The sequence below is a fragment of the Nocardioides sp. Root240 genome (assembly GCF_001428825.1).
Lineage (GTDB): Bacteria > Actinomycetota > Actinomycetes > Propionibacteriales > Nocardioidaceae > Nocardioides.
Map to the genome: position 1 here is coordinate 1 of NZ_LMIT01000014.1, position 19392 is coordinate 19392.

The window sequence follows — 19392 nt, forward strand, 5'->3', positions numbered from 1 at the left end:
CGTCAGGACCCGCTCATCCCACCCACACATGCAGCAGAAGAGCCGAAACTTCGTCGTCCAAGCATGAGTTTCGTCGTCCCAGCCCGGGAGTTTCACCGGCCGGCCGGTGAAACTCCCGTCGGCTCAGAAGTGGGCCTGACCGCCGTCGAGGGGGATGGTGGCGCCGGTGAGGTAGGCCAGGTCGGGGCCGACGAGGGCGACGACGGCGCGGCCGATGTCGGCCTCGGGGTCGCCGATGCGCTTCATCGGGATGGCGGCGACGAACTCGGCGGCCTCGTCGGGGTGGGTCTCGGTCCACCACTTCAGGCCGGGGGAGAGGGCGTGCGGGGCGATGGAGTTCACGCGGATGCCGGCGGGTGCCCACTCGACGGCGGCGGTGCGGGTCAGGGACCGGAGCGCGGTCTTGGCGGCGGCGTAGGCGCCGTAGTTCGTGGGGTCCCAGCGGACCATCGCCGACGTCACGAGGTTGACGATCGAGCCGCCTCCGGCCGCGACGAGGTGCGGGTGGGCGGCCTGCATGAAGGCGAAGGCGGCGAAGGGGCCGGTGACGAAGCCCTTGGTGAAGTTCTTCAGGCTCATGTCGAGCAGCGGCATCATGACGCCGTCGTAGGCGTTGTTCACGATCACGTCGAGGCGCCCGAAGTCGGCGGCGATCCGGTCGACCAGCGGCGCGATGGCGTCGGTGTCGAGCAGGTCCAGCTCGTACGCCGTCGCACGCACGCCGCGCTCGCGGAGCAGTGCGCACGTGGACTCCAGCTTGGCCGCGGTCCGCCCGACGACGGCGACGGACACCCCTTCGGTGGCGAGGGCCAGGGCGATGCCCTGGCCGACTCCCTGACCCGCTCCGGTGACGATGGCGACCTTGCCCTGCAGTGCGTTCATCCCCGCACTGTGTCCGGTACGACGACCTGCCCCTCCCGGCGGTCCCGGTCACCGGGAGCCGTCCCGGCCCCACGACGCGCAGCCGTCGAATACTCCCGGCCATGAGCACGACGGTGACTGAGCTGGTGGTGGAGGACGTCCTCGGGGCGCCCGTGCAGGTGTTCGCGGAGCGCTTCGAGGCGCTGCACGAGGTGCTGGCCGCGTCGGTCGCGCACGGCGACCGGAGCTACCTCGTCACCCTCGACGGGCGGCTCACCTTCGCCGAGCACGCGCGCCGGGTGTCCTCGCTCGCGCACGCCCTCCGCACGACGTACGGCGTGCAGCAGGGCGACCGGGTCGCGATCACGGCCGCGAACTCGCAGGCCTGGATCGAGACCTTCTGGGCGACCGTGTCGATCGGTGCCATCGCGGTCGGTTGCAACGCCTGGTGGTCGCCACGCGAGCTGCAGCACGCGCTCGAGCTGACCCGGCCGGTGCTGGTCGTCGCCGACGAGCGCCGTCGTGCGCAGCTGCCCGAGAGCGCTCACGACGTGATCGCCATCGAGGCCGACCACGAGCGCCTCGCCACCCAGCACCCGGACGCCGAGCTCCCGCGGGCTGACGTCGCGCAGGACGACCCCGCGGTCATCCTCTTCACGTCCGGTACGTCGGGCCGCCCCAAGGGCGCCGTGCACACGCACCGCAACCTCTGCTCCGTCATCGGCTTCCACCGGAGCATGGACGCCCTGGCCGCCCAGTACGGCGACCCGGTGGCGCCGCAGGACAAGACCTACCTGCTGGCGATGCCGCTCTTCCACGTGGGAAGCCTCCACAACCTCGCCGTCCCGCGCCTGGCCAACGGCAGCACGGTCGCCCTGCACCTGGGTGCCTTCGACCCCGCGAAGGTGCTGCAGCTGGTGCAGGACGCCCGCGTCACGCACTGGGGTGCGGTGCCGACGATGGCCAACCGGCTGCTCGAGTTCGACCGGGTGGGCGACTACGACACCTCGTCGCTGTACGCGTTCTCGCTGGCCTCGGCGCCCTCCAGCACCGCGTTCAAGGACCGGCTGCGCAGCCACCTGCCGTTCGCGGGCGCGCTCGTCGACAGCTACGGCCTCACCGAGTCGTGCACCGCGGTCGCGCTGGCCACGCCGCTCGACCTGGCCGAGTCGCCGGGCACCCTGGGCACGCCGATCATCGGCGTCGAGATGGAGGTCCGCGACCCGCTCGGCAACGTGCTGCCGCCGGGCGAGGAGGGCGAGATCTGCGTCCGCAGCGCCTACAACATGCTCGGCTACTGGGAGAACCCCGAGGCGACGGCGGCCGCGATCGACGCCGAGCGCTGGCTCCACACCGGCGACATCGGCACCTTCGACGAGAAGGGCCGGATCCGGCTGGCCGCGCGCCGCTCGGACCTGATCATCCGCGGGGGCGAGAACGTCTACCCGGCCGAGGTCGAGGGCCTGCTCGTCGAGCACCCGGCCGTGCGCGAGTGCGTCGTGCTCGGCGTACCCCACGACGACCTGGGCCAGGAGGTCGGTGCGGTCGTCGTGCCGACCGAGGCCGGCATCGATGTCAGCGCTCTTATCGCGCAGCTCCAGGAGTACGCCGCCGGCGGGCTCGCGCACTACAAGGTCCCCACGCACTGGCGGGTCGCCGCCGAACCGCTGCCGCGCAACGCCACCGGCAAGGTCGTCCGCCCGGCGGTGTCGTTGTGAGCGCGAACAGCACACCGCCCGACGTCTTCTCCCCGGGGAGGCTCGGACCGGTCACCCTCCGCAACCGGACGATCAAGGCCGCGACCTACGAGGGTCTCAGCCACCGCGGCCGGGTCACCCAGGACCTGATCGACTTCCACGTCGCCTACGCCAGGGGCGGCGTCGGGATGACCACGGTCGCCTACCTCGCTGTCGACGAGGACGGTCGCACCGACCGGCACCAGGTCCTCTGGACCGACGAGGCGATGCCCGGCCTGAGAGCGCTCACCGACGCGGTCCACGCCGAGGGAGCGGCGGCGTCCGCCCAGATCGGGCACGGCGGCCCCGTCGCCGAGGCGCGTGGCAACAGGTCGCCGGCCCTCGCGCCGTCGAGCAGGGTCAACGTGATCGCGATGAACAAGTCGCAGGAGGCCACCACCGCCGACCTCCGGCGCATCGTGGCCGCCCACGGACACGCAGCCGGCAGGGCGGTGGAGGCGGGCTTCGACGCCGTCGAGGTGCATCTCGGCCACAACTACCTGGCGAGCGCCTTCCTGAGCCCGAAGCTCAACCACCGCGACGACGAGTACGGCGGCGGGCTCCGCAACCGTGCCCGCCTCGCGCGGGAGATCATGCAGGCCGTCCGTGAGGCCGTCGGCGACCGGATCGCGATCGTCGCCAAGATGAACATGGACGACGGTGCGCCGGGCGGCTTCTGGCTCGACGAGGCGATCCCGGTCGCCCAGTGGCTGGAGGCCGACGGCACCCTCGACGCGCTCGAGATGACGGCCGGCAGCTCGCTGCTGAACCCGATGTACCTGTTCAAGGGCGACGTGCCGCTGGAGGAGTTCGCAGGCGTGATGCCGCAGCCGATCAAGGCCGGGGTGAGGCTGGTCGGCCACCGGCTGCTCAAGAGCTACCCGTACACCGACGGCTTCCTGCTCGAGGACGCCAAGCAGGTCCGCGCGGCCGTGGACCTGCCGATGGTCCTGCTCGGTGGCGTCACCAGCCGTGCGGTGATGGACACCGCCATGGCCGAGGGATTCGGCTTCGTCGCGATGGCTCGCGCCCTGCTGCGCGAGCCCGACCTGGTCAACCGGATGCAGGCCGACGAGACCCGTCGCTCGCTCTGCATCCACTGCAACAAGTGCATGCCGACCAACTACACCGGCACGCGCTGCGTGCTGGTCGACCGTCGTACCACCCGCAGCGCCAGCTGGGGCAGGCCGGAGGGCTACGCGGCACCTGCCGACGGCCCTTCCGGTGAGTGGGACTCGTCACACCGCGCCGACTGACCGGACTGGGAGATTCCTTCCGTGGCCCGCCGATTCCTCCTTCCGCTCCTGGAGCTGGTCGCCGTCCTGTTCCTGGTCAGCATCGGGGTCTTCCTGCTGCTGTCGCTGGTACCCGGCGACCCCGCGATCGCCGTCCTCGGCGAGGGCCGCACCCCGCAGGAGTACGACGCCCTGCGCGCGCAGCTCGGCCTCGACGACCCGCTCCTCACCCGGTACGGCGACTGGCTCGGCGGCGTCCTGCACGGCGACCTCGGCACCTCCCTGGTCCCGCCGCAGACCGACGTCCTCGACCGGATCGCCCGCGCCTTCCCGGTGAGCCTCGAGCTGGCCGTCGTGGGCCTCGTCATGGCGCTCGTGATCGCGCTGCCCCTGGCGATGTGGTCGGCGTACCACCAGGGCGGCCGCGCCGACCGCGCGATCAGCGCGATCACCTTCGGCCTGCTCTCGATGCCGTCCTTCCTCATCGGCATCGTGCTGATCGCGGTGCTGGTGAACACGCTCGGCTGGTTCCCGCGCAACGAGTGGGTCCGGCCCGGCGAGAGCCTCACCGGCAACCTCTCGCACGCCTTCCTGCCGGCGCTGACGATCGCGCTGATGGAGGCCGCGATGTTCACGCGCATCCTGCGCAACGACCTGGTCACCACGTTGCACGAGGACTTCATCCTCGCCGCCCGCGCGCGGGGCATGTCGCCCCTGCGGATCATGGTCAGCGACGCGCTGCGGCCCTCGTCCTTCTCGCTCGTCACCGTGCTCGGACTGAGCATCGGCCGCCTCGTCGGGAGCACCGTGATCGTGGAGTACCTCTTCGCGCTGCCCGGCATGGGCAAGCTCGTCATCGACGCCGCCAACCAGGGCAACTACCCGGTCGTGCAGGGGGCGGTGCTCGTCATCGCCGGCGTGTACGTCGGCAGCAACGCCCTGATCGACCGCACCTACGGACTGCTCGACCCGAGGACCCGCCGTGCGCACGCCTAGCCGCCGCCGTCGCGTCGACGTCGTCTTCTGGCTGGGCATGGCCTGGCTGACCGTCGTGCTCGGTGCCGCGGTCCTCGCACCGCTGCTGCCGCTCGGCAACGCCGACGACTCGGTGAAGGGCCTGACCGCGCCCATCTTCGCCTCGCCCGAGGGACTCGGTGGTGCGTACCCGCTCGGCACCAACAACTACGGCCTCGACGTCCTCGCCCGGGTCGTGTACGGCGCCCGCACCTCCCTGCTCGTCGCGTTGCTCGCCGTGCTGATCGGTACCTGCGTGGGCGGGTTGGTCGGCCTGGTGTCCGGCTTCGTGCGCGGCACCACCGACCGGGTGGTCGGCATCCTGAGCAACGCCCTGCTCGCCGTACCGCCGCTGATCCTGCTGATCGCGCTCGGCACCGTGCTCGACCCGAGCGTGCGCAGCATCGCGTTCGCCCTGTCCCTGCTGACGATCCCGAGCATGGTCCGCCTGGCACGGGCCAACACGATCACGGTCGCGCAGCGGGAGTACGTGCTCGCCGCACGCGCGCTCGGCGCCGGACGGCTGCGGCTGATGCTGCGCGAGGTGCTGCCGAACGTGGTGCTCCCCGTGCTGTCGCTGGCCGTCGTGATGATCTCGGTGCTGGTCGTGGCCGAGGCGTCGCTGTCCTTCCTCGGCATCGGCATCGAGCAGCCCCGGCCGACCTGGGGGAACATGATCGCCGAGGGCCAGGGCGGCGTCATGGAGCAGCACCCGTACATCGTGGTCGTGCCGGGCATCTGCCTGTTCCTGACCGTGTTCTCCTTCAACCTGCTGGGGGAGAAGGCGCAGCAGCGCTGGGACCCGAGGAGCGCGAAGCTGTGACCACCGATGTGAACGCTCCCCACGTGCTGGAGGTCGAGGACCTCCGCACCGTCTTCCACACGCCGCGCGGCGACGTGCACGCCGTCGACGGCGTCTCGTTCAGCCTCGCGGCGGGCGAGACCCTCGGCCTGGTGGGGGAGTCCGGCTCCGGCAAGTCGGTCCTGGGTCGCACGGTCATGGGCCTGGTCGCCTCGGGACCGCGGACCACGGTGACCGGGCGGGTCCGGATCGGTGGCCGCGATGTTCACGCTCTCAAGCCCGCGGAGCGCCGCCGGCTGTGGGGTCCCGAGGTCGCGATGGTCTTCCAGGACCCGATGACCTCGCTGAACCCGGTCAAGCGCGTCGGCACCCACCTCACCGAGACCCTGCGCCGCCACCTCGGCTGCTCGCGGACCGAGGCGACCGAGCGCGCGGTCGACCTGCTCCGCCAGGTCGGGATCCCCGAGCCGGCGCGGCGGATGGGGCAGTACCCGCACGAGCTGTCCGGCGGCATGCGCCAGCGCGTGGTCATCGCGATCGCGCTGGCCTGCGACCCGCGGCTGCTGATCGCCGACGAGCCGACCACGGCCCTCGACGTCACGGTGCAGAAGCAGATCCTCGACCTGCTCGCCTCCCTCGTCGCGGAGCGCACGATGGCGATGGTGCTGGTCAGCCACGACCTCGGTGCGGTGGCCGGACGCACCGACCGGGTGCAGGTGATGTACGCCGGCCGCACGGTCGAGTCCGGCCCGACCCGCCCTGTGTTCGACGTCCCCGCGCACCCGTACACCGACGCCCTGCTGGCCTCGATCCCGCGGCTGGACAACCCGCCGCACACGCTGCTGCGGACCATCGAGGGCAACCCGCCCGACATGGCGCGACCGCCCGCAGGCTGCCGGTTCGGACCGCGCTGCGCCTTCGTGACCGACCAGTGCCGCGAGGCCCAGCCGGAGGCGGCCGTCGTACCCGGTGGGCGAGCGGTCGCCTGCCACCACCCGCTGTCGCGGTCGATCCTGGAAGGAGCCGGTGATGGCCGGTAGCGGCACCGCGCACCTGCGCCCTGACCAGGAGCGTGCGCTCGTCGTCGACGACCTCGTCGTGCAGTTCCCCGTCACCGGCGGGACGGTGCACGCGGTCTCCGGGCTGAGCCTCGACCTGCTGCCGGGGGAGACCCTCGGCATCCTCGGCGAGTCCGGCTGCGGCAAGTCCAGCGCGGGCCGGGCCGTGATGCAGCTGCCGCCGCCGACGTCCGGCGAGGTCCGCCTCGGCACGGTCGAGCTGACCGGCATCAAGGCGCGGGACATGCGCCGCAAACGGGCCCGGATGCAGCTCGTGCTGCAGGACCCGGTGTCAGCGCTCAACCCGCGCCGTCGGGTGAAGGACCTCGTCGTCGAGGGCCTCGAGATCTGGGGCTGGGGCGACCGGGACCGCGACTCGTTCGTCGACGAGCTGCTCTCGTCGGTGGGCCTCGACCCCGAGACGGTCCGCGACAAGCGGCCGCACGAGCTCTCCGGCGGCCAGTGCCAGCGGGTCTGCATCGCGCGCTCGATCGCGCTCGACCCCGACGTGCTCATCTGCGATGAGCCGGTCTCCAGCCTCGACGTCTCCGTCCAGGCCCAGATCCTCAACCTGCTCGAGCAGGCCCGCGAACGGCTGCGCCTGGCGATGATCTTCATCGCCCACGACGTCGCGGTCGTGAAGAACATCAGCGACCGCGTGCTGGTGATGTACCTCGGCAAGACCTGCGAGGTGCTGCCGTCCGCGTCGCTGGAGGGCGCCCTGCACCCCTACACCCGCCTGCTGCTCGCCTCGGTCCCGGAGGCGTCCGACGAGCTGCCCGCGGCGACCGGGGCTCCGGCCCGGGCCGTCGAGCTGCCCTCGCCGCTGGACCCGCCGTCCGGCTGCCGGTTCCGCACCCGCTGCCCGCTCGCCACCGACCGGTGCGCGAGCGAGGAGCCCGTGCTGCGCGAGGTCCGTCCCGCGCAGTACGTCGCCTGCCACCACGTCGACGAGTCCACGGAAGAGGTCTGATGTACGACGACGCGATCGCCACCGCCGCCGCCATCCGCGCAGGGGAGGTGTCGGCCCGTGAGGTGGTCGAGGACGCCGTCGCCCGCATCGAGAAGGAGAACGACACCCTCAACGCGGTCGTCGCCGAGCGCTTCGAGCAGGCCCTCGCCGAGGTCGACGCCGGCCTGCCCGCCGGACCGCTCCAGGGCGTTCCCACGCTGGTGAAGGACCTCGGCATGCAGGTCGCCGGGCTGCCCCTGACGCGCGGCAGCCGGCTCTGGGCGGGTGACGTGCAGACCGCCGACAGCGAGCTGGTCGCGCGCTACCGCCGCGCCGGCATGGTCGTCCTCGGCACGACCAACAGCCCCGAGCTCGGCAAGAACGCCAGCACGGAGCCGCTCCTCCACGGCCCGACCCGCAACCCGTGGGCGCCGACCCACTCGCCGGGCGGCTCGTCCGGCGGGGCCGCGGCCGCCGTCTCGGCCGGGATGGTCCCGGTCGCCCACGGCAACGACGGCGGCGGTTCGATCCGCATCCCCGCCTCTGCGTGCGGCCTGTTCGGTCTCAAGCCCAGCCGGGGCCGCGTCCCGACGTACCCGGTGCCCGGCTCCCTGGCCGCCCCGCTCTCCGCCAACCACGTGCTGACCCGCTCGGTCCGGGACTCGGCGCTACTGCTCGACCTCTCCTCCGCACCGTTGCGCGGCGACGCCTTCGCGGCGCCCACACCGTCGTCCCCGTTCGTCGAGCAGGCCGCGACCGCCCCGCTCCGGCTGCGGATCGGCCTCGCCACGAGGCGTGCCGACGGCGGCGAGGTCTCGCCCGACGTCGTCACCGCCGTGCGCGACGTGGCCGCGCTCTGCGAGCAGCTCGGGCACGAGGTCGTGGAGACCGAGCTGGCCTACGACGCCGACCTGGCCATGAGCGGGTTCGCGACCCTGATGGGTGTCTCGCTCCTCGCCGACGTCCAGCACCGGCTGGAGGCTCTCGGCCGCGAGCTGCGCGACGACGACCTCGAGCCGTTCACGCGGATGATCCACGACCACTACGCCGCCACGATGACCCCCGTCCAGGTGTACGACGCACTGGCTGCGGTCCAGCAGGCCGGCTGGCAGCTCGGACGGATGTTCGGCGAGCTCGACCTCCTGCTCACCCCGACCCTCCCGCTGCCGGTCCCCGAGCTCGGCTTCCTCGACACGAGCGACCCGGCGGCGATGTGGCAGCGCGGCGGCGACTACTCGTCCTTCACGGCCGTCGCGAACGCGACCGGCATGCCCGCGATGTCGGTGCCCGCGGGCGTCGATGCGGCGGGGCTGCCGATGGGCGCGCACTTCGTCGGCGACCTCGGCACGGAGGGCAGGTTGTTGGCGCTCGCAGCGCAGCTGGAGGAGGCCCGTCCGTGGGACCTTCTCGCGCCCGCCTACCGCTGACAAGGGGAGCCCCGCGGCGCCGTACCCTCGGGCCGTGACCGCTGACGACCTGATCATCGACCGCGACCGCCTCGCCCCCGGGGTCCTCGAGGTGACCTTCAACCGGCCGGAGCGACGCAACGCCTTCACCAAGGCGATGTACGGCGAGCTGCGCCAGCTCTGGCAGCAGACCGCCGAGGACGAGTCCGTGCGGGTCGTCGTGCTGCGCGGCGCAGGAGGCAAGGCGTTCGCCGCGGGCAACGAGATCAGCGACTTCCTCGAGGCCGACGCGGTCGAGTACGAGAACTGGATCCGCGAGATGTTCGACCTGCTGTGGGCGCTGCCCCAGGTCACGATCGCCGCGGTCGACGGCGTGTGCGTCGGCGGTGGTCTGGCCGTCGCCACCCACTGCGACCTCCGCGTCGCGACGGACGCCTCCCGCTTCGGCTACCCGATCGCGCGCACCCTCGGCAACGCGCTGTCCGGCACGGTCCTCTACCGCTGCCAGGCGATCTTCGGGGAGTCCCTGACCCGCGAGATGCTGCTGGCCTCGCGGCTGGTCACGGCCGACCGCGCCCACGGCGTGGGAGCGCTCACCTCCGTCGTACCAGACGCGGAGGCGCTGGACGCCGAGATCACCGCGCTGGCCGAGGGCATCGTCCAGGCGTCGCGGGTCACGATCGAGACCACCAAGCACCAGCTGCTTGCCCGGGCGCAGCCCGCGGAGGCGTCGATCGACGGCGAGGAGGAGCTGCTCCGCGCGGTCTACACCGGACCGGACTTCGCCGAGGGCGTGCGGGCGTTCCTGGCTCGCGAGAAGCCGTCCTTCAGCGCAACGCGGCGACCAGGTCGCTGACCTGGTCGGCCGCCGGGTCGTGGCCGGGGAAGTAGCAGCACACCCGGTCCGCCACCCCCGGTACGTCGCCGAAGCGGCGCCGGATCTCGGCCGCGCACTCCTCGGGGGTTCCGGTGACGGCGAGCGTCGCCAGCATGGTGTCGTCGACCAGGCCAATCATCGCGGCGACGTCCCCGGTCTTGGAGAGCCGGTTCAGCTCCGGTTGCAGCTCGCCCCAGCCCTCGACGTCCAGCACCGGGCGGTACGACGGCGTCGAGCCGTAGAACGCCAGCAGCGCCCGTACGCCGTTGCGCGCGGTGGTCAGCTCCTCGTCGGTGCGCCCCATCGCGAGGATCGCCTGTGGGAAGACGTCGAAGTCCGCGACGGACCGTCCGGCCGCTGACAGCCCCTCGGCCACGGCGGGCAGCGTGCGCTCGCGGAAGTGGCGGTGGCTGTGGAAGGGCATCACCAGCAGGCCGTCGGCGACCTCGGCCGCCGTGCGGGTCATCAGCGGCCCGAGCGCACCGAGCAGGATCGGCGGCGGGCCGTACGGGTTGGGGCCGGGGACGAAGGTCGGCGGCATCAGCGTGTGGGTGGTGTGCTCGCCCCGGAAGTCGAGCCGGGTGCCGTGCTGCCACGACGTCAGGATCGCGCGTACCGCGGACACGATCTCCCGCATCCGCGCGGCGGGCGGCGACCAGCGGGCGCCGTACCTCTTCTCCACGTGCGGGCGGATCTGCGAGCCCAGGCCGAGCCGGAACCGGCCCCCGGTCATCAGCTGCAGGTCCCAGGCGGTGTGCGCGAGGTGCATCGGCGAGCGCGGCATCGCGATCGCCACGTTGGTCATCAGGTCGGCGTCGACCTGGCCCGCGACGGCGGCCAGCGGCAGGAAGACGTCGTGCGGCCCCTCGAAGGTGAACAGCCCCGCCGCACCGGCCTCGGACAGCTCCCGCGCGCGGGTCAGGGCCTGGTCGGGACGGGCGTCCAGCTGGAGATCGACGAGCACGGGCCCATCCAAGCGGATGAACCCGTGCTCGTGTGGCCGATCAGGATCGATCAGGGTCGATCAGGTCACGGCGTCGTGCTGGTGGCGGTGCCTCCGTTCGTCACGGTGACGCTCGACGTCTCGCGACAGCTGTTCGCGATGCCGCGCTGGGCGGGGTTGGTGCTGGCCCAGGTGACCTTCCACGAGTACGCCGTCGTACCCGTCGTGGTGATCGCCGTGGTGAACGACGTGCCCACCGTCTGCGGGGACGCACCCGCCACCGGCCGGGTCGCGCTGTAGCCGGCGACTGCCGGGCCCGAGCAGTTGGCGGTGGCGTAGAGCGTGAACGTCACGCTCCCGGCCAGGTTGCCGCCGGCCGGGGCGGAGACGGTCGCCGAGTCGTTCGGGATCCACGACTGCGCGGTCGTCATCGACGAGTCGACCGCTGTGATCGTCACGTCCTCGGCCGGCACCGTGCAGTCGGCGTTGTGGGTCCGCCCGGTCGTGTTGGGCAGGTTGCCCGAGTAGACGGCCTTCCAGTGGTAGGTGCCGATCAGCGTCGGCTTGAACGACGGCGGTGAGTAGTCCCCGTCCCCGCTCACGTTCACGGTCGCGCTGTAGGCGATCGTCGAGCAGTCGCCCGGCCCGTACAGCGTGAAGGTGATGGATCCGCCGGCCGAGGTGCCCGCCGCCGGAGCCGACGTGTGGATGATCGCTTCCGTCGGCTGCGGTGCCGTCCCGCCCAGGTGTGCCGTGTCGGTCACCGTGGCGTCGTTGAGGACGCCCCCGGCGCTGGCGTTGGTGGTCAGGGTCGGGGTGACCGGGTTGACGGTGAAGCACTCGTTGGCGGCCGCCTCCGGCGTCTCGGTGGCCTCCGGGATCTGGTTGTTCGCGTCACCCGACCAGGAGCTGTGCCAGCAGTAGCGGCCGGCGGACGTCACCCACGCCGGCGGCGAGAGCACGGTGACCGGATAGCTGGTGTTGTCGGGGTCGACGGGCTGGCTCAGTGGGGTCGCCCCGATCAAGGTTCCTTCGCCCGCGTCGCACACGTCCGGCACGTCGCCGACCTTGCAGAGCGAGAAGGTGACGGACCCCGTCGGTGGCGCGCTGCCCCCGACGACGTCGACGACGGCGCTGTCGCGCACCTTCACCGAGCCGCTCGTGCCGACCGAGAGCCCACCGCCGCCGATCGTGCCGCCGTCGCCGTCCTTGGGCGTCGTGACGACCGTCCCGTGACAGTTGCTGATCGGGGGCAGCGAGTCGAGGATCGTGTCCTTGTAGTCCGCGGTGTCCGAGTTGCCGGTGACGGTGCTCGGGATGACGTTGGCGAACGCAACGCACTTGCCCGGGTCGCTCAGCTTCTCGGCGGTCAGGTTGACCGCTGCCTCGCCCTTGAACTTGTCAGCGCTGAAGGCGGCGACGCCGTTGACGATCGCCACGGGCGCCCCGAGGGTGAGATTCGGTGCCGTGCCCGACCAGATCCGCTTGTAGAGCTGGGTGCTGCTGCCGTTCTGGTCCCACAGGATGAGGAAGTCCCCGGCCTGCCGGTTCTTCCACGGGTTGCAGCCGGCGATGAGCGCCGCGTCGGTACCGCCGTAGTTGCACAGCGCCGGCGCCCCGTTCTTCATGAACTCGAACGCGATGAAGCCGCTGCCGCTGTTGCTGTCCCGCTCCCAGGCGAAGTAGACCCAGTCGTTGTTCTCGGAGTCGCGCTGCAGGTCCAGCCATGCCTTGCGGAGGTCGACCTGGGCGTTGGGGTTGGTGTAGTCGAGCATCGGGGCGGCGGCCTTGTTGATGACGCCGATCTTGGTGTTGCTGGCGTTCTTGGGGCCGAGCTCCTTGACCGCACCGAACAGGTCGGTGAGCTCGCCGTCCGCGGCAGCCGTGTCCGGGATGACGCTGCCGTCGATGACGTAGGGATTCGTGGGACTGGCACTCGCGACGAGGGGCTGCACCAGCGCAGCCCCGAGAGCGAGCGTGAGGCAGGACAGCGTCGCCATCAGGCGGCGGCGCCCGCGAAGGCGTGGACGTGAGATCACTGATTTCCCCCTGGGTGACGGTGCGCGGAAGAGCGCACGGCGGCAGGGCCCTGCTTCCCCGACGTCCCGAACCTGTCCCCCTGGGTCCTGCTCCCATCAGACGCCTGCGCGGACCCCGCGGCAATGACCCGTGCGGGTCACCTGCGGCAACACATCCGCTGGTCGCGCTTCGTCAGGCAGCCGGTCGTGACCGTCCGCCGACGGCCACCGCGCAACCCGCCAGGAGGCAGATGCCGGCCATGGTCAGGGTCGTCGACCGGAACGCGGCCTCGTGGCCGCCGTACAGCTGCAGGAGGGCGACGGTGACGGCCGAGCCGACCGAGAAGCCGAGGTAGCGCAGCAGCTGGTTGAACGCCATCGCGCTGCCCGTCTCCTCGGGCGGGACGTGCGGCACGATCAGTGAGGGCAGCGAGGAGAACGTGAAGCCGCTGCCCAGGCCGCCGACCGCCATGGCGACGAGCGCCTGGACGAGGGTGTCGTGGCGTACGGCGAGCAGCACCATCGACGACGCGAACACGGTCGAGCCGATGGGCAGCAGCAGGTGCGGGCCGAAGCGGCGGGCGACGCGCAGCGCCACGCGGCTGCCGGTGACGCTGAGCACGGCGTAGGGGACCAGCACCAGGCCGGCCGCTGCCGCCCCGCGGCCCAGGCCCCAGCCGGCGCTGCCATCGGCCCGCACGAGCAGCACGACGACGGTCAGCAGGCCGTACATGCCGATGGCGAGCGCGAACGCCACGGCGTTGGGGCCGAGCACGCCCCGACGCCCCGCGAGCCGGAGGTCGACGAGCGGCTGCCCACCGCGGCGGGTGACCTGGAGGGTGCGTGCCACCCAGCCGGTGAGCAGCAGCAGTCCCGCAGATGTGAGCGCCACCACCCGGACCGACGCCCAGCCCCAGGACTCGCCCTGGCTGACCGCCAGCAGGGTGCTGACCATGCCCGTGGCGACGAGCACGACGCTCGCGAGGTCGACGTGCTGCGGCTCGCCGTACGCCGTGCGGGGGAGGAACCGGTACGCCAGGGCGAGGGTCCCCGCGACGAGGACCGCGCCCATGCCGTAGGCGCCGCTGATGCCGGCGTGCTCGGCGACGAGGCCGGTGAACGGGTAGCCGAGACCCGCGCCCGCGACGGTCGCGATCGACAGCAGCGAGAGCCGCGACACCAGGCGCTCGCCGATCCACAGGTCGCGCGCGACGGCCAGGGTGAGCGGTGCCACCGCGAGGCCCATGCCCTGGCACGCGCGGCCCACGATCAACGGTCCCATCCCGAGCGGTAGCGCTGCGAGCACGCAGCCGAAGAGCACCACTGTGAGCGCTCCCAGGATCACCGGACGGCGCAGCCGGCCGCTGCCCCAGCGGCCGAACGCCGGCGTGGCCGCGGCCGCGGCGATCAGCGTGGCGGTGAGGATCCACTGCGCCGTGGCGAGCGGGACGTCGTACCGTTCCGCGATGCTGGGCACGAGCGGCGCGCCGAGGCTGCTGACCACCGCCGTCACGACCGTGACGGCGGCGAGCGTGGCGAACCGCCAGCGGTCCTCGGTCTGCGTCCTCACCCGCACACTGTCCCGTGCCGGACGCCCGCGCCGGGCACCGGTCCCACTGGTCAGGCGCGTCACTAGGCTCGGTGCCGTGCACCGGATCTTCACCACCAGCGTCGCGTCGGTCTACCCGCACTACGTCACCAAGGTCGAGCGCAAGGGCCGCACGCAGGCCGAGCTCGACGAGGTGATCACCTGGCTCACCGGCTACGACGAGGCAGCGCTGCGTCACCACCTCGACGCCGGGACCACCTTCGAGGACTTCTTCGCGCAGGCCGCGCTGAACCCGGACGCCGGGCTGATCACGGGTGTGGTCTGCGGGATCCGCGTCGAGGACGTCGAGGACCCGCTGATGCAGAGGATCCGCTACCTCGACAAGCTCGTCGACGAGCTCGCCAAGGGCAAGGCGATGGAGAAGGTGCTCCGCTCCCCGACGCCCTAGGTCAGCTTCTGCGCAGCGGCGACCACCCGCGCCGTACCCGCCTTCGTCTGGCGCGAGGCCACCCAGCGGATCGGGCTGCTCGGGTCGGTGCCCTTGTCGACGAGGTACCAGTCGGCCTGCACCCGCGTGGAGGAGAAGTCCACGATCATGCAGCCGGTCCGGAAGCCCTCGGCGTACTTGATCCACGGGTTCGAGAGCGCGGCGTTGGTGTTCAAGATGACGTCGAGCAGGTTGCCGACGCCGGGTGCGACCTGGTTGACCATCGTCTGCACGGACGGCGAGGCGACACCCGGCGTGACGTACTCGACGGCGGCCGAGCGGCGGTCGAGCAGGTACCTGTCCTGCCGGACCGGGATCTCGCAGGCGTAGCTCTGGTGCACGTCGCCGGTGAGGACGACGACGTCGTCGATCCCCGCGAAGCCGTCGATGATCCGCTGGCGCTGGGCGAGGAAGCCGTTCCAGTCCTCGACGTACAGGTGCAGCAGCGGCTCGGCGAGCTTCTCCGACAGGTCGGGGCCGAGCAGGTCGGTGATCTGGCCGGGCACCTGCGGCCCCAGCGTCTGCGGGAAGAAGGGCACCTGGTTGCCCAGCACCTTCCACCGCGCGGTGCTCGCGGCCAGCCCGGAGACCAGCCAGTGCTCCTGCTCGTCGCCGAGCATGCTGGCGTCCGCCGCGCTGGGGCCGGTGCCGAGGGCGCCGTACCCGAGCAGGAGGCTCTTCGGCGGCTGCGTGCGGAAACGTCGCTCGTCGAGCATCCACAGGTCGACCTGCTGCCCGAACGCGATCCGGCGGTTGATCCGCAGCCAGTCGTCGGGGTCGGTGTGACGGATCGGCAGCCACTCGAGGAAGGCCTTGCGGCCGGCAGTGGCGCGGGTCGCCCAGTCGCCCTCGGTCGCCGGGTCGTGGTTCTCGGCGCCGCCCTGCCAGGTGTCGTTGGCGATCTCGTGGTCGTCCCAGACCGCGATCATCGGGTGCGCGGCGTGCAGGTCCTGGAGGTTCTGCTCGAGCTTGTAGCAGCCGTGCCGGACCCGGTAGTCCTCGAGCGTGAGGCACTCGTGGAGCGGCTCGGCGTTGCGCGGGTTCTTCGGGTAGCCCGCGATCACGCCGCCGGGGGCGTACTCGTAGACGTAGTCGCCGAGGTGCAGCACCGCGTCGAGGTCGGTGCGCGCCGCGAGCAGCTTGTAGGGCTGGAAGTAGCCCCAGTCGTAGTTGGCGCAGCTCACCACGCCCAGCCGGACGGCGGCCGTCGAGCTCGTCGCCGGGGCCGTCCGTGTGCGCCCGGGCCGCGACGTGGAGCCGAGCGCCTCGAACCGGTACCAGTACGCCGTACCGGGCGCGAGGCCGGTGACGTCGACGTGGACCGTGTGGTCGCTGGAGGCGGACGCGAGCGTCGTACCGGTCCGGACGACGTTGCTGAAGCCCGCGTCGAGCGCCACGGCCCACGTCACCGCGACGTCAGGTCCCACGCCGGAGCCCGGCGCGGCCTCCTCGGACGGCGTGACGCGCGTCCACAGCACGACGCCGTCGGGCAGCGGGTCGCCGGACGCGACGCCGTGCACGAACGGCGCGGACGCGGCGACCGCCTCCGGCCAGGACGCGAGCGCGAGGGCGGCACCGCCGCCGAGGGCGCCCGCCACGAGCACGCGGCGGGACAGGGCAGGGTTGAGTGCGTCGGACACGTCGGGGGGCCTCCTGTGTGGACTGACCCCCCAACGACGCGGGTGTGACCGGCGTTACACGCCGGGTCGGGTCAGCGGGTGCCCTTGCGCGCCCGGCTGGCCATCTTGGCCCGCTCGTTCTGGTCGAGGACGACCTTGCGGATGCGCACCGTCTCCGGCGTGATCTCGACGCACTCGTCCTCGCGGCAGAACTCCAGGCACTGCTCGAGCGAGAGCTTGCGCGGCGGGATGAGCTTCTCGAAGTTGTCGGAGGTGGCGGACCGGATGTTGGTCTGCTGCTTCTCCTTGGTGATGTTGACGTCCATGTCGTCGGCGCGGGAGTTCTCGCCGACGATCATGCCCTCGTAGACCTCGGTCGCGGGGTCGACGAACATCGTGCCGCGCTCCTGCAGCGACGTCATGGCGTACGCCGTGGCGGCGCCCGACCGGTCGGCGACCAGCGAGCCCGACTGGCGGGAGCGGATCTCGCCGGCGAACGGGAAGTAGCCCTCGGAGATCGAGTGCGCGATGCCCGTGCCGCGGGTCTCGGTGAGGAAGTCGGTGCGGAAGCCGATCAGGCCCCGAGCCGGTACGACGAACTCCATCCGCACCCAGCCGGTGCCGTGGTTCGTCATGCCCTCCATGCGGCCCTTGCGGTTGGCGAGCAGCTCGGTGATCGTGCCGAGGAACTCCTCGGGCGCGTCGATGGTCAGGCGCTCGAACGGCTCGTGGAGCTTGCCGTCGATCTCGCGGGTGACCACCTGCGGCTTGCCGACGGTGAGCTCGTAGCCCTCGCGACGCATCTGCTCGACGAGGATCGCCAGCGCGAGCTCGCCGCGGCCCTGGACCTCCCAGGCGTCGGGGCGCTCGGTCGGCAGGACGCGGAGCGACACGTTGCCGATCAGCTCGGAGTCGAGGCGGTCCTTCACCAGGCGGGCGGTGACCTTGTGGCCCTTGCCGCCCTTGCCCACCAGCGGGGAGGTGTTGGTGCCGATGGTCATCGAGATGGCCGGCTCGTCGACGTGGATGAGCGGCAGCGCGACCGGGTTCTCCGCGTCGGCGAGGGTCTCGCCGATGGTGATGTCCGGGATGCCGGCGACGGCGACGATGTCACCGGGGCCCGCGGACTCGCCGGGCTTGCGCTCGAGGCCCTCGGTGATGAGGAGCTCGGTGACCTTGACGTTCTTGACGACGCCGTCGCGGTTGATCCACGCGACGGTCTGGCCCTTCTTCAGGTTGCCCTGCTTGATGCGCAGCAGCGCCAGGCGGCCCAGGAACGGGGAGGCGTCGAGGTTGGTGACGTGGGCCTGCAGCGGCGCCTCGTCGTCGTACTCGGGGGCGGGGATGGTCTCGAGGATCGTCCGGAAGAGCGGCTCGAGGTCGGTGCCCTCGGGGAGGGTGCCGTTGGCCGGCTTCGTCAGCGACGCGATGCCGGCCTTGCCGGAGGCGAACACGACCGGGAAGTCGAGCGCGTCCTGCGAGTGCGAGTCGTCGAGCAGGTCCATGAACAGCTCGTAGGTCTCGTCGACGACCTCGTCGATCCGGGCGTCGCTGCGGTCGGTCTTGTTGACCACGAGGATCACCGGCATGTCGGCGTTCAGCGCCTTGCGCAGCACGAAGCGGGTCTGGGGGAGCGGGCCCTCGGACGCGTCGACCAGCAGCACGATGCCGTCGACCATCGACAGGCCGCGCTCGACCTCGCCACCGAAGTCGGCGTGACCGGGGGTGTCGATGATGTTGATGACCATGTCGCCGTCGGCGAGCTCCTGTGCGGAGGGGCCGCGGTAGTGGACCGCGGTGTTCTTCGCGAGGATCGTGATGCCCTTCTCGCGCTCCAGGTCACCGGAGTCCATGACGCGCTCGGCGACACCCTCGGCCTGGTGGGCGCTGAACGCGCCGGCCTGGTGCAGCATGGCGTCGACGAGGGTGGTCTTGCCGTGGTCGACGTGGGCCACGATGGCGACGTTGCGGAGATCGGTGCGACGAGTCTGGGACACGAGGGTTCAGCCTACTTGGGGTGGACCTTCCCGGTCGCATTCGCGAGGCCCGCCCTAGACTCTGCCCATGCAGACCATCGGCCTCGTCGGCGGCATGTCCTGGGAGAGCAGTGCGGCCTACTACGAGGGCCTCAACCGTGGCGTCGAGAAGCGGCTGGGTGGCTTCCACTCGGCCAAGATCATCGCCTCGTCGGTCGACTTCGGTGAGGTCACGGCCCTCCAGGAGGCCGAGGACTGGGACGGCGTGGCCACGATCCTGCGCGACGCCGCCATCTCCGTCGAGCGCGGCGGCGCCGACTTCCTGATGCTCTGCACCACGACCTTCCACCGCGTCGCCGAGCAGGTCCAGGACGCCGTCGACATCCCGCTGCTGCACCTCGGTGACGTCGTCGCCGAGGCCTGCAAGGAGCAGGGCGTCGAGACGGTCGCGCTCCTGGGCACCAAGTTCGCCATGTCGCGCACCTTCTTCACCGACCGCATCGCCGGTCACGGCCTCGGCGTCCTCGTGCCCGAGCCCGGCCGCCACGACGAGCTCAACCGGATCATCTACGACGAGCTGGTCCACGGGAAGGTCCTCGACGACTCCCGCCGCTCGGTCGTCGCGATGATCAGCGAGCTGTGGGACGCCGGCGCCGGCGGCGTCATCCTCGGCTGCTCCGAGCTCGAGCTGCTCGTGCGCCAGGCCGACTCCGAGCTCCCCGTCTTCCCGTGCACCTCGCTGCACGTGGCGGCGGCGCTCGACCGCGCCCTCGCCTGACCCACGAACCGTGCCAAATGGCACCACGAACCGTGCCTAGTGGCACCACGAACCGTGCCTAGTGGCACCACGAACCGTGCC

The 19392-nt window shown here is 71.7% G+C and carries 16 protein-coding genes; 10 read left to right on the forward strand and 6 right to left on the reverse strand.

The window, feature by feature from the left end; translation table 11 throughout:
- Positions 1 to 123: 123 nt before the first annotated feature.
- Positions 124 to 882: an SDR family NAD(P)-dependent oxidoreductase gene (locus ASE20_RS20410; RefSeq protein WP_056896430.1), complete on the reverse strand. Its 759-nt coding sequence runs from the start codon at positions 880 to 882 to the stop codon at positions 124 to 126.
- Positions 883 to 983: 101 nt separating this feature from the next.
- Here ASE20_RS20410 and ASE20_RS20415 point away from each other — a divergent pair, with 101 nt between their 5' ends.
- From ASE20_RS20415 to ASE20_RS20450, 8 genes are read left to right on the forward strand one after another with little or no spacing between them, the layout of a single operon-like run.
- Positions 984 to 2579: a class I adenylate-forming enzyme family protein gene (locus ASE20_RS20415; protein ID WP_056896431.1), complete on the forward strand. Its 1596-nt coding sequence runs from the start codon at positions 984 to 986 to the stop codon at positions 2577 to 2579.
- Positions 2576 to 3853 (forward strand): NADH:flavin oxidoreductase, encoded by a 1278-nt coding sequence (locus ASE20_RS20420; protein WP_056896432.1) that lies wholly within the window; start codon positions 2576 to 2578, stop codon positions 3851 to 3853. The genes ASE20_RS20415 and ASE20_RS20420 overlap by 4 nt, the downstream gene beginning before the upstream one ends.
- A 21-nt stretch (positions 3854 to 3874) precedes the next feature.
- Entirely contained in the window at positions 3875 to 4828 is a 954-nt protein-coding gene (locus tag ASE20_RS20425) for an ABC transporter permease (protein WP_082612704.1), read from the forward strand.
- Entirely contained in the window at positions 4815 to 5669 is an 855-nt protein-coding gene (locus ASE20_RS20430) for an ABC transporter permease (RefSeq protein ID WP_200952895.1), read from the forward strand. Before ASE20_RS20425 ends, ASE20_RS20430 begins: the two co-directional genes overlap by 14 nt.
- Positions 5666 to 6688 (forward strand): ABC transporter ATP-binding protein, encoded by a 1023-nt coding sequence (locus ASE20_RS20435; RefSeq protein WP_225869166.1) that lies wholly within the window; start codon positions 5666 to 5668, stop codon positions 6686 to 6688. The genes ASE20_RS20430 and ASE20_RS20435 overlap by 4 nt, the downstream gene beginning before the upstream one ends.
- Complete coding sequence (locus tag ASE20_RS20440) at positions 6678 to 7679, forward strand: ABC transporter ATP-binding protein (RefSeq protein WP_056896434.1); 1002 nt, start codon at positions 6678 to 6680, stop codon at positions 7677 to 7679. The genes ASE20_RS20435 and ASE20_RS20440 overlap by 11 nt, the downstream gene beginning before the upstream one ends.
- Complete coding sequence (locus tag ASE20_RS25705) at positions 7679 to 9085, forward strand: amidase (RefSeq protein ID WP_056896435.1); 1407 nt, start codon at positions 7679 to 7681, stop codon at positions 9083 to 9085. The genes ASE20_RS20440 and ASE20_RS25705 overlap by 1 nt, the downstream gene beginning before the upstream one ends.
- Positions 9086 to 9119: 34 nt before the next feature.
- The gene (locus ASE20_RS20450; protein ID WP_056896436.1) at positions 9120 to 9920 is read left to right on the forward strand and encodes an enoyl-CoA hydratase-related protein; all 801 of its coding nucleotides are present in this window, start codon (positions 9120 to 9122) and stop codon (positions 9918 to 9920) included.
- On the opposite strand, the gene ASE20_RS20455 is transcribed toward ASE20_RS20450, so the two are convergent.
- From ASE20_RS20455 to ASE20_RS20465, 3 genes are all read right to left on the reverse strand, one after another.
- Positions 9892 to 10905: a TIGR03617 family F420-dependent LLM class oxidoreductase gene (locus ASE20_RS20455; protein WP_056896437.1), complete on the reverse strand. Its 1014-nt coding sequence runs from the start codon at positions 10903 to 10905 to the stop codon at positions 9892 to 9894. The genes ASE20_RS20450 and ASE20_RS20455 overlap by 29 nt on opposite strands.
- Positions 10906 to 10970: 65 nt before the next feature.
- Entirely contained in the window at positions 10971 to 12923 is a 1953-nt protein-coding gene (locus tag ASE20_RS20460) for a hypothetical protein (RefSeq protein WP_056896438.1), read from the reverse strand.
- Positions 12924 to 13095: 172 nt separating this feature from the next.
- Positions 13096 to 14472 (reverse strand): MFS transporter, encoded by a 1377-nt coding sequence (locus tag ASE20_RS20465; protein WP_056896439.1) that lies wholly within the window; start codon positions 14470 to 14472, stop codon positions 13096 to 13098.
- 76 nt (positions 14473 to 14548) lie between these two features.
- Between ASE20_RS20465 and ASE20_RS20470 the strand changes: the two genes are divergently transcribed.
- The gene (locus tag ASE20_RS20470; protein ID WP_056896440.1) at positions 14549 to 14899 is read left to right on the forward strand and encodes a DUF2200 domain-containing protein; all 351 of its coding nucleotides are present in this window, start codon (positions 14549 to 14551) and stop codon (positions 14897 to 14899) included.
- Here the strand turns inward: ASE20_RS20470 and ASE20_RS20475 are convergent.
- A complete protein-coding gene (locus ASE20_RS20475; protein ID WP_056896441.1) occupies positions 14896 to 16578 on the reverse strand; it encodes an alkaline phosphatase D family protein in 1683 nt (560 codons plus the stop codon). The two genes, ASE20_RS20470 and ASE20_RS20475, sit on opposite strands and share 4 nt — an antisense overlap.
- 71 nt (positions 16579 to 16649) lie before the next feature.
- A complete protein-coding gene (gene typA, locus ASE20_RS20480; RefSeq protein WP_056896442.1) occupies positions 16650 to 18554 on the reverse strand; it encodes a translational GTPase TypA in 1905 nt (634 codons plus the stop codon).
- Between the two features lie 67 nt (positions 18555 to 18621).
- Between typA and ASE20_RS20485 the strand changes: the two genes are divergently transcribed.
- The gene (locus ASE20_RS20485) at positions 18622 to 19311 is read left to right on the forward strand and encodes an aspartate/glutamate racemase family protein (protein ID WP_056896443.1); all 690 of its coding nucleotides are present in this window, start codon (positions 18622 to 18624) and stop codon (positions 19309 to 19311) included.
- Positions 19312 to 19392 lie beyond the last annotated feature (81 nt).